This is a genomic window from Fusobacterium perfoetens, from assembly GCF_021531595.1.
In the GTDB taxonomy this organism is placed as follows: Bacteria; Fusobacteriota; Fusobacteriia; order Fusobacteriales; family Fusobacteriaceae; genus Fusobacterium_B.
Genome location: NZ_JADYUD010000015.1, coordinates 37,256 through 48,668 on the forward strand (window position 1 = coordinate 37,256; position 11,413 = coordinate 48,668).

The 11,413-nt window shown below is 30.3% G+C and carries 10 protein-coding genes and 1 tRNA gene; 6 read left to right on the plus strand and 5 right to left on the minus strand.

The window, feature by feature from the left end:
* Positions 1 to 82 precede the first annotated feature (82 nt).
* The 5 genes from I6E17_RS08430 (at position 83) to I6E17_RS08450 (ending at position 4,946) form a co-directional block, all read left to right on the plus strand.
* On the plus strand, positions 83 to 505 hold the full coding sequence (locus I6E17_RS08430) for a HutP family protein (protein WP_235236701.1): 423 nt from the start codon (positions 83 to 85) through the stop codon (positions 503 to 505).
* A 257-nt stretch (positions 506 to 762) separates the two neighbouring features.
* Complete coding sequence (locus I6E17_RS08435; protein WP_235236703.1) at positions 763 to 1,740, plus strand: ABC transporter substrate-binding protein; 978 nt, start codon at positions 763 to 765, stop codon at positions 1,738 to 1,740.
* A 26-nt stretch (positions 1,741 to 1,766) separates the two neighbouring features.
* A complete protein-coding gene (locus tag I6E17_RS08440; RefSeq protein ID WP_235236705.1) occupies positions 1,767 to 2,612 on the plus strand; it encodes an ABC transporter permease in 846 nt (281 codons plus the stop codon).
* 14 nt (positions 2,613 to 2,626) lie between these two features.
* Complete coding sequence (locus I6E17_RS08445; RefSeq protein ID WP_176829319.1) at positions 2,627 to 3,403, plus strand: ABC transporter ATP-binding protein; 777 nt, start codon at positions 2,627 to 2,629, stop codon at positions 3,401 to 3,403.
* Positions 3,404 to 3,614: 211 nt separating this feature from the next.
* On the plus strand, positions 3,615 to 4,946 hold the full coding sequence (locus I6E17_RS08450) for a hemolysin family protein (RefSeq protein WP_235236707.1): 1,332 nt from the start codon (positions 3,615 to 3,617) through the stop codon (positions 4,944 to 4,946).
* A gap of 27 nt (positions 4,947 to 4,973) precedes the next feature.
* Here I6E17_RS08450 and I6E17_RS08455 read toward each other — a convergent pair whose 3' ends face one another.
* From I6E17_RS08455 to I6E17_RS08465, 3 genes are all read right to left on the minus strand, one after another.
* The gene (locus I6E17_RS08455; protein WP_235236709.1) at positions 4,974 to 5,516 is read right to left on the minus strand and encodes a flavodoxin family protein; all 543 of its coding nucleotides are present in this window, start codon (positions 5,514 to 5,516) and stop codon (positions 4,974 to 4,976) included.
* Positions 5,517 to 5,608: 92 nt separating this feature from the next.
* Positions 5,609 to 6,502, minus strand: coding sequence for a pyridoxamine kinase (locus I6E17_RS08460; RefSeq protein WP_235236710.1), 894 nt, complete (start codon positions 6,500 to 6,502; stop codon positions 5,609 to 5,611).
* A gap of 56 nt (positions 6,503 to 6,558) precedes the next feature.
* Positions 6,559 to 7,986, minus strand: coding sequence for a PLP-dependent aminotransferase family protein (locus I6E17_RS08465; RefSeq protein WP_235236712.1), 1,428 nt, complete (start codon positions 7,984 to 7,986; stop codon positions 6,559 to 6,561).
* Between the two features lie 199 nt (positions 7,987 to 8,185).
* On the opposite strand from I6E17_RS08465, the gene I6E17_RS08470 reads away from it, so the two are divergent.
* Positions 8,186 to 9,574: a Na+/H+ antiporter NhaC family protein gene (locus tag I6E17_RS08470; protein ID WP_235236714.1), complete on the plus strand. Its 1,389-nt coding sequence runs from the start codon at positions 8,186 to 8,188 to the stop codon at positions 9,572 to 9,574.
* Between the two features lie 80 nt (positions 9,575 to 9,654).
* Here I6E17_RS08470 and I6E17_RS08475 read toward each other — a convergent pair whose 3' ends face one another.
* Entirely contained in the window at positions 9,655 to 10,995 is a 1,341-nt protein-coding gene (locus I6E17_RS08475; protein ID WP_235236716.1) for an MATE family efflux transporter, read from the minus strand.
* A gap of 154 nt (positions 10,996 to 11,149) precedes the next feature.
* Positions 11,150 to 11,224, minus strand: a tRNA-Gln gene (locus I6E17_RS08480).
* Positions 11,225 to 11,413 lie beyond the last annotated feature (189 nt).

Here is an 11,413-nt window from a genome sequence, read left to right on the forward strand (position 1 = left end):
TCCATTTGACAACTTCCATATATTGCAGTATAAAATAATGTACACCTTTTTTATTAAAAATAATTTTTCGGAGGAAAATACAATGGAATACAAAAGTAAAGATATAGCAAGAGCTGCAATAATGCTTGCAATGTCTACCCGTGAAGAAGAAATGGAACTTAAAGAGAGTTATAAAAAAACTGGAATAAAAAGTGCTGCTGTTGATATAGGAGGAGATATTATTCAGTCTATTTCAAAAATTCTTGAAAGAACATTGGTAGCTTCAAAAAGAAATGGAATTGTAAAAGATTCTCATGTTTATGATGGAGCTATAACTGGAGCAACAAGAGAAGCCATAGCACAAGTAATGAATAAAGCTGCAGGATTTAATATTGGAGGAAAAATAGGAATTGCAAGATACAGAGAACACCTTTCTGTATGTATTTTTCTTACAATAGGAATGTTCCGTTTAGATGATGTTGTAATAGGTCTTGGACACAGAGCAATTCCTGTTGATGAAAATTAAAATTTCTTAATTTTTTAATTGACAAAAGAATAGGATTGGTATATAATCGCTCTAACAGTAGTACCACAAAAGTGGAAATGTAGAATAGTAGAAGTTTTAAAAGTAAAAAATTTGTAGAATTGTAGAATAGTAGGAAAAATAATATAATATTTGTTACAGTACATAAATTTTAGATGTATTGTATTTATTTATATAATAACTGCCTTTTTACAATTCGTAAAAAGGCTTTTTTATTTTTAAAACAAAAGGGGGAAAAAATGAGAAACTTAAAAAGTAGAACAGTAGGATTTGTAGCCACAACATTACTAACAGCAGGAATCTTTCTTATGCAGTGCACACCTTTAAAAGCAGCAGAAAGATTTGTAATAGGAATAAGTCAATTTGCAGAACATCCTGCACTTGACGAAGTAAGAAGAGGTTTTGAAGATGAACTTAAAGCTCAGGGTATAGAAACTGACATTATTTATAAAAATGCTCAAGGTGATACAGGAGTAGCAGGAATCATTGCACAAAAATTTGCAGCAGATAAAGTTGATTTAATTTTCGGTATAGCAACAATTTCTGCACAAACTGCTAAACAAGCAACTGATACCATACCTGTACTTTTCAGTGCAGTTACAGATCCAGTTCATTCTCAGCTTGTTAATTCAATGGAAAATGTAGGAGGAAATGTTACAGGAACAACTGATGCCAGTCCAATGGACAAACAACTTGCTCTTTTCAAACAGCTTGATTCAAATATTAAAAAAATAGGAATTATATACAATACAAGTGAATCAAACTCTGAAATTCAAGTTGCTCAGGCAAAAGAAATTGCCGAGTCTCTTGGAATGGAAATTATAGCTGTTGGAGTCAATAATATAAATGATATTCCTCAGGCTGTAAATTCCCTAGCTTCAAAAGCTGATGCTTTGTATGCTGTCACAGATAATATTGTAGCTTCAGCTGCAGGACTTATAGCTAAATCAACAATTGAAAGAAAAATTCTTTCAATAGCTGCAGAGGAAGGACCTGTTAAAGGCGGACTTCTTATGACTGATGGACTTAGTTACTATGAACTAGGAAAACAAACAGGAGCTATGGCAAAAAAAATCCTTATTGATAAAGTTTCTCCTAAGGATATGCCTGTTGAAAGTTTAAAAAATACAACAAAAATAGTTAATGAAAATACAATGAAAAAATTAAAATTAGATAAAGAAAATCCAGCTTTTGAAGGAGCCATATTTATAAAATAAAATCTACAAAAACAAGGAGCTTAATTATGAATTCACTTATCACTATATCTGTTGAACAAGGACTTATATTTGCCGTTCTTGCAATGGGAGTATTTATAACATATAAAATATTAGATTTTCCAGATATGTCTGTTGAAGGAACTTTCCCTTTAGGAGCATTTATATTTGCAAAATTTGCAACTGCAGGAATAAATCCCATTTCAAGCACACTTCTTGCTTTTGCTTTTGGTTCTCTTGCAGGAATTATTACATATTTTCTTCATATTAAAATGAGAATAGCATCTCTTCTTGCAGGAATCCTTACAATGACAATACTTTATTCAATAAATCTTAGAATAAATGGAAAAGCAAATATACCTCTTTATAATAATGGTTCTGTTTTTGACTATGGAAATAAAATTCTTGTTCTTATAGTGATAGTTCTTATAATAAAATTTCTTATGGATTTGTTTTTAAAAACAGAGATAGGATATCTCCTTATAGCAACAGGAGACAACGAAACACTTGTTAAATCTCTTGGAGTTAGCTGTGATAAATTTAAACTTTTAGGACTTGTTCTTTCAAATGGAATTGTTTCAGTAAGTGGAGCTTTAATGGCTCAGTCTCAAGGATTTTCAGATATTAATATGGGAACATCTATAATTGTTTCTGCTCTTGCTTCTATAATAATAGGAGATACAATATTAAAAAAATCAAACAGAATAAAAGGAACTACCAGAGCAATTCTTGGAGCTATAAGCTATAAACTTATCGGAGGGCTTGCTATAGATTTAGGTTTTGCACCTACAGACTTAAAAGCCATAAGTGCACTAATTGTAATTGTATTCATAGGATACAATAATATGTCATTTTTAAATTTTAAAAAAAGATAAAAAGGAGTATTAATATGCTGACAATAAAAAATCTTAAAAAAAGTTTTAATGAAGGTACAGAAAATGAAGTAAATATTTTTAATGGTTTTAATCTTGAAGTTAAAGAAAGTGAATTTGTAGCTGTACTTGGTTCTAACGGATGCGGAAAAAGTACTCTTTTTAATCTTATCAGCGGTTCTCTTAAGGATAATGGAGGAAATATTATTTTAGGAGGTACTGATATAAGTAAAATGAAAGAAGAAGAAAGAGCTGCTAAAATAGGAAAAGTTCATCAAGATCCTTCAAAAGGAGTTTCTCCTTCTCTTACTATTTTAGAAAATCTTTCACTGGCTGCTAAAAAAAGTGAAAAATTTTCTCTTAGAAAACTTATAAAAAAAGATAATATTAGTAAATTTACAGAACTTTTAAAAGAACTTGACTTAGGACTTGAAAATAAATTAAATACTCAAGTAAAATTTCTTTCAGGAGGACAAAGACAAGCTCTTTCACTTATTATGGCAACTTTAAAAAAACCAGAACTTCTTCTTCTTGATGAACATACAGCTGCCCTTGATCCTAAAACTTCTAAAATGATAATGGTAAAAACAAAGCAGCTTATTGATAAACAAAACATTACAGCTATGATGATTTCACACAACTTAAGAGATGCTGTTAAATACTCTGATAGAATAATCATGCTTGATAAAGGAAGAGTTATTCTGGATGTAAAAAGCAAAGATATAACTGAAGGAGAACTTTCAAAGGTTTACACTGCAAAAATGAACAGAGATATAAAAGTTATGGCAAGTTAATTTTTTATAATATAAAAGTTAATTTTTATAAAAGACTGAGGCAAGATTGAAATAAATTATGCTCAGCCTTTTTTTATTTTATAACTCTTTTTTCAAATATTGTTTTTTAGCTTTAAAAATTATATAATAATATAGTACTAATTCAGTCTTTTTTAAGTTGTATTTATTAGTTATAAAATTTCTTAATTTTTAACTAATATAGGAGGAAAATATGCATAATTCGGAAACTGATATTTTTTTAAGAATATTTTTAATTATATTACTTATTGTATTAAGTGTTTTTCTTGCTATCAGTGAAATTTCTTTGGCTTCAGCAAGAAAAATGAAACTTCAGATAATGAAAGAAAAAGGAAATAAAAATGCTGAAAAAGTTTTAGAAGTTCAAGAAACTTCTGGAAATTTCTTTGCTGCTGTACAAATTGGAACAAATGCTATTGCCATACTTGCAGGTATTCTAGGAGAAAATATCCTTACTCCTTTTATAAAACCTGCTGTAATATCATGGTTTTCTGTATCTCCATATAGAGCAGAAACTATTTGTTCTTTAATTTCCTTTATATTTATTACAAGCCTTTTTATAGAATTTGCTGACCTTATTCCAAGAAGGCTTGCAATGGCTGCTCCTGAAAAAGCTGCTGTATCTATTATTAAACCTATGCTTTTTCTGATTTACCTTTTCAGACCTTTTATCATTTTCTTTGACAGCATAGCTTCTTTCATTTTCAGAATTTTAAAAATAGAGCAAAATAGAAATGATGAAATTACATATGATGATATCTTTGCTATAGTTGATGAAGGGGCAGAAACAGGAGTTATTCAAAAGAAAGAACATTCTCTTATTGAAAATGTTTTTGAACTTGACACAAGATGGGTCTCTTCAATTATGACATATAGAAATGACATAATCTATTTCACAGTTGATGAAGCTGAAGAGAGTATTAAAGAAAAAATAAGTACATATCCTCATTCAAAATTTCTTATCTGTAAAGATGACATTGATTCTGTAATAGGATATGTGGATTCTAAAAATATTCTTCCAAGAATACTTAATAGTGAACTTAAAAGTCTTAATGATATAAAAGATATAACTAATACAAATCTTTTAATTCTTCCTAATACCCTTACAATTTCCGAAGCTTTGGATAAGTTCAATGAAGCTAGAGAAGATTTTGCTGTCATTCTAAATGAATACGGCCATGTTGTAGGACTTGTAACTTTCTATGATGTTGTAAATACTCTTATGGGAGATGTTGTTTATCAAGATCAGGACGAGCAGCAAATTATAGCAAGGGGAGAAGGATCGTGGCTTATTGATGGGGTTACATCTGTAGAAGATGTAAAAAAAGTTCTAGGTATTGAAAAATTACCTGAAGAAGATACTTATGAAACTATTGCTGGTTTCATGATGTTTATGCTTAAAAGTATTCCCAAAAAAGCTGCTAAAGTTGAATTTGAAAATTATACTTTTGAAGTTGTTGATGTTGATAATTTCAAAATTGATCAACTTTTGGTTACAAAAAAAGAAAGAAAAACTGAAGAATAAAAAAAAGGGGGTAAAAATCCCCTTTTCTTATATCTTTTTCCAAAGATTTTTAAGTTCCTCTACTTTTTCTATATCTCTTGCAAGATCTCCAACTGCCCAAGCTGAAATTTTTTCATCAATAATCAAATCCCAGTTTAAATATTCACATATACATTGAAACTGACCATTTATAAGTTCATATTCTCTGTCTGAAAGTTCTGCTTCTCCAACAGCGATTATTCCTATTTTTTTCTTAAGTTTATTAAGGCTTTCACCTTTACAGTATATTCTGTCTATTACAGCTTTAATTTGTGAAGTTATTCCCCACCAATAAACAGGAGAACCAAATATAACTACATCAGCTTCATATATTTTTTCAGCTAAAATTCTTCCATCATCTTCTATAACACAAATCCCATTTGTTTTTTTGCAGCTTTCACAAGCCATACAACCTTTCACATTATATTTGGATACATCTATAAGTTCAACATCATGCTCACAATTTTCTACTATACCTTCTGCAGCTGCTTTAAGAGCTGTTTTAGTATTCCCATTTATTCTGGGACTTCCGTTTAAAAGCAATACTTTCATCTTAAACACCTCACTGTTTTTATTTCATGTTCTGCTTTTTTATTATTTTATATTTGTTTTTTTATTTCAATTTGAAATAATCTTTTAAACTATCATTCACCATTTTTCAATAGTTCATAAGCTCCTAAAAGAACTGGAACATTTAAAATATTTAAATTTCTTTCAAGAAGAACCCCTTCTCTACTTGGATATTTAAATCCATAGCTAGCTTTTATACATTGAGTAACAAACTGCATAGCTCTGTCTATTGCAACTGGAAGACTATCTCCTTGTAAAAGACTTCCAATAAGAACACTTGTATAAGCATCTCCAGTTCCAGGATATGAAACAGGTATATATTTACATGATACTTTCCAAAAAACATCATCTTCTTTATTATAAGCTATTACACTCATATTTTTTTCAAATTCATTAACTTTTTCATCTGGAACACTTGTTATTATAACTATTTTAGGTCCCATTTCAGCTATTCTTACAAGCCATTCTTTTACCTCTTGTTCTGTTGTAACTTCTTTATATTCTTCACCAAGAAGAAAAGCTGCTTCTGTGAAATTTGGAGTTATAATATCAGCTTTTGAAACGAGTTTTCTCATTTCAGTTACCATTTCTTGCCCCATTGTTCCATAAAGAGAACCATTATCTCCAAGAACAGGATCCACAACAACAAGATTATCTTTATGACCAAAATGATCTACAAAATCAGAAACTATTTTTATTTGTCTTGGGGAACCTAAAAATCCTGAATATATACAATCAAATTCTAGATTAAGTTTTTTCCAGTGAGCAATATGCTCTTCCATATAATCTGTAAGATCTATAAAACTATATCCTGTAAAATTACTTGTATGAGTTGAAAGAATTGCTGTAGGCACAGGACAAACCTGTATTCCCATTGTTGATAATATTGGAATTACAGTTGTAAGTGATGCTCTTCCAAATCCTGATAAATCATGTATTGCTGCTACTTTTTTTATTAGTTTGCTCATCTGTGTTCCTCTCCTAATTTAATTCTGATTTTCTTTTTATGATGATATTATATTACTTATTCAGGGTGTTTGCAATGAATTAAAATATCCTTTATTACATCTATACCTCTTTTTATTTCTTCCAGCTCACCTGATACAAATGTAAGTCTTACTTTACATTCAGCTCTCTTATCATTATAAAATACACTTCCTGGAAGCACTGCCACTCCTCTTTCACGGCATTTTTTATAGAACTTTTCTCCATCAATATGTTCTGCCAAAAGTACCCAAATGAAAAAACCTCCTGCAGGTACATGCATAATTTGAAGATAAGGAACTTCTTTTAAAAGATTCAGCATATAGTTATATTTTTCCTTAAAAACACTTTTTATATCTGAAATATGTTTTTCAAGATATCCATCTTTTATAAAATACTCTAAAATTTTCTGATTAAGTCCTGATGTTGTTGTATCAAGACTATATTTTACAAGAACAGCTTTCTCCATAAAACTTCTTGGAGCAACCATAAGGGCTGTCCCTATTCCAGGCATTATAGTCTTAGAGTATGTCCTTATATAAATAACTCTTTCATGCCCAGTTTTATCAAAACTTTTAAGAGTGCTCGGTCTTTCTCCTTCATAATAAAATTCTGAAAATGTATCATCTTCAATAATATAAAAATCATACTTTACTGCAAGTTCAAGAAGTTTTTTCTTTTTTTCTTCACTCCATTTAATTCCTGTTGGATTTTGAAAATTAAAAACTTCATAAACAAGATTTATCTTTTCTGTTTTTAAAAATTTTTCAAATTCTTCCATATCCCAACCATCATTTTTTAAATCAAACCCCTTTACTCTGCACAAATTTGTAAAAAGGTTAAGAGCATTTGGATATGAAGGATCTGAAAGAGCTATTGTAAGACCTGTTTTTGAATGAAAAAGATTCAGTATTATATCAAGAGCCTGCTGTGTTCCTGAAGTTATAAGAATATCGTCTTCAGTTACAAAAATATCATCTTTTTCAAGTTCTTCCGAAAGAACAACTCTTAAACTCTCAAGCCCCTGTACATTCTGATATTCAAATATTTCAGGCCCGTACTCTTCAATTATTTGTTTTCCTAATTCTTTATAAACAGAAGCAGGAAAATATTCTGCTGTTGGAGTACCATTTGAAAAATTTATAATGTCTTTTGATTTCTCTTGTCCATATCTGAAATTTTCCAAAATAGGATGAACTTTTGTATCAAGAGTAAAGTCAGAACCCTTTTTTATAAAACATCCTTTTCCAGGTATTTTTTCTATAAAACCATTTTGCTCTAAAAGATTATAAGACTGAAGAACTGTATTCATATTTACTTTATATTTCATAGCTGTTTGTCTTACTGAAGGCAGTTTAGAACCTGCTGAAAGTTTCCCTGCATCTATTTCACTTTTAAAAATTTTATAAAGCTGAAGATAATATTTTTCATCAGATGTTTTACTGAACAGTACATTTTCTTTTAACATCGCTTTTCTCCTTTTTTTACACTCTGTTCCATAACACTTTTAACAGTGTTTTATTGACCAATTTATTTTTATACTCTAAAATCTTATAATGTGATTATTAATTGAACTATTTTATATTATATCACACATAAAAATAAAATAAAAATCAGTTTTGCTAAAAACTATTTTTATCACACAATACATCAGGAGGACTCAATACATGACTAGTGTTAAACCAAGTTTTAAAGGACTTATTCCTTTTATTGTTTTTATTCTTGTATATCTTGGAGCCGGGATATTCTTTGAAATAAGAGGTGTAGAAATGGCTTTCTATCAACTTCCTTCACCGGTTGCCATAATGTGCGGTGTAATTGCAGCTTTTCTTCTTTTCAAAGGTACTATAACTGAAAAATTTGAAACTTTTATAAGCGGATGCGGACATTCTGATATTATAATTATGTGTATTATATATCTTCTTGCTGGTGCATTTGCTGGAGTTTCAAAAGCTATGGGAGGAGTGGAATCTACGGCTAACCTTGGACTTACTTTTATACCACCACAATATATAACTGCAGGAATATTTATTATTACAAGTTTTATTTCTACAGCTACAGGAACATCAGTAGGTGCCATTGTTGCTATTGCTCCAATAGCTCTTGAACTTTCTTCAAAAGCTAATGTTCCCCTTGCAATAATCTTATCAGCTGTAATGAGCGGATCTATGTTTGGGGATGACCTTTCTATGATTTCAGATACAACTATAGCTGCTACAAGAACTCAGGGATGTCTTATGAAAGACAAATTTAAGGCAAATATAAGTATTGCAATTCCAGCTGCTCTTGCTGCTCTTGCTCTTTTCCTTGTATTTGGAAAACCTGAAACTATTGTTGCTGCACAATATTATGACTACAATATTATAAAAATTCTTCCATATATTTTTGTTCTTGTACTTTCTCTTGCAGGAATAAATGTATTTATAGTTCTTACAGGAGGAATTATTTTCTCTGGTATAATTGGAATAATGACTGATTCTTTTACTTTTATACAATTTACAAAAGAAATTTATACAGGATTTGTAAATATGAATGAAATATTCATCCTTTCTCTTCTTACTGGAGGTCTTGCAACTATGGTTACAAAAGCTGGAGGAGTAGAATGGATTCTGCATAAAATTCAAAAAATGATAACAGGAAAAAAATCAGCACAATTTGGAATAGGTATCCTTGTTGCTCTTACTGACTTTGCTGTTGCAAATAATACTGTTGCTATTATCATCAACGGTTCTATTGCTAAAAAAATATCAGAAGAACACAAACTTGATAACAGAAGAATAGCAGGTATTCTTGGAATATTCTCATGTATTGCTCAAGGAATTATACCTTATGGAGCTCAGATGCTTATCCTTATAGGATTTACAAAAGGAGCTGTAACACCTTTTGAAGTAATTCCACTTCTTTGGTATCAACAAATTCTTTTAGTACTTACATGCATCTCTGTGTTTATTCCATTCTATAAAAGATTTCTTCCTGATGAAAGCAATAAAAAACAGGAAGATGAAATCTTTGAAAACAACTCTCTTTTTGAAATGGAAAGAGAAGTTGCTGAATAAGCCCTTTACCCATAAAAATATATTAAAAGCAGAAAGGATAATCCGTTATCAGATTATCCTTTTCTGTTTTTATGCCTATTTTACCTTTCAACAAAACGGCGTTTAAGATATAAATAACATCCTATAAGAATTAACGAAGTAAGAAACCAACTTATAGGATAAGAAAAATAAAGGACCACAAGACTATGATATTCTTTGAAAACTGTAAGAATCCATACAACTCTAAATATACATGCCCCTATAAGAACAACTACTGTTGGAAGAATAGAATATCCCATTCCTCTCAAAATACTTGCTCCCACATCCATTATTCCACATAATGGATAACTTACTGCAACTATTCCTAAACGAACTGCTCCATAAGATATAGCCTCCTCTGTGGAAATACATATTTTAAGAAGCTTATCTGCAAAAATATATGTTCCTCCTCCAAAAATAAGACCAGTAACTACTGACATTATAAGAGAAGAAGTAAATATCTTTCCTATTCTGCTGTATTTTCTTGCTCCCATATTCTGACTTGTAAAATTAAGTGTTGTCTGATAAATTGCAAGAATTGAAGTATCAACAAACCCTTCAAGAGTTACAGCAGCTGTATTTCCTGCCATCACAACTGAACCAAAAGAATTGACTGAAGACTGAATAAGTACATTTGATATATTGAAAAATACCCCTTGAATTCCTGCAGGAAGCCCTACTTTAAGCATCTCTTTAAAAAATTTCTTATGAATTTTTATTCTTTTTATATCAAGATGAAGGAAACCATCTGTTTTTATTAAAATTCTCATAACCATAAAGGCTGAGATTGTTTCAGAAACAATAGTTGCAAGTGCTACTCCAGCAACACTTAAATTCATTCCAACTACAAAGATAAGATTTAAAAATATATTTATCATTCCAGCACCTGCAAGAATATACAAAGGACGCCTTGTATCTCCTGCTGCTCTTAAAACAGAAGCTCCAAAATTATAAAGCATCATAGAAGGCATACCAAGAAAATATATTCTCATATAAAGTGTAGAAAGTTTTATTACATCATCAGGTGTTCCCATAAGTTTTAATATAGGTGGTGAAAGTAGTACTCCTATAAATAACATTATAACTCCAGACCACAAAGCAACAGCTATTGCTGTATGAACACTTTTTCTCACAGCAGATTTATGTTTTGCTCCATAATTCCTTCCTACAATGACACTAGCCCCCAAAGAAACTCCTATAACAAGATTTAGAAGAAGATTTATCAGGGAGCTGGTTGATCCTACTGCTGCAAGTGCATGCTCTCCAGAAAATTTTCCAACCACAATTATATCAGCAGCATTAAAAAAAAGCTGCAGAATACCTGAACATATTAAAGGTACAGTAAAAACAAGCATACGACGGAACAAAGGTCCGCTGCACATATCCATTTCATAGCTTTTCATAATGAATTCCCCTTTTACCATAAAATAATAAAATCTTTATTTCTTCATCTATATTGTAATCCTATTTTCTCATTTTTATTTTCTTTGTCAATATATTTTTAAAAAATTTGGGCGAAAAAAAAACTCCCTGAAATCAGAGAGTTTAAATTCTTGTTGGCTGGGGCGGCTGGATTCGAACCAACGCATAACGGAGTCAAAGTCCGTTGCCTTACCGCTTGGCGACGCCCCAATAACAAAAGGATTTTATCATAATTTTTTTTCTTTGTCAACAATAAAAAAAGAAAAATTTTTTAAATATTCATTTTTCTTATATAAACAGAAGTGATAGAAAAATTATATATAAAAAAAGCTGAGTAACATTTTAAAAAAAATGTTTTACTCAGCTCTCTTTTTTGTATAATATAGTCACCACAACAAT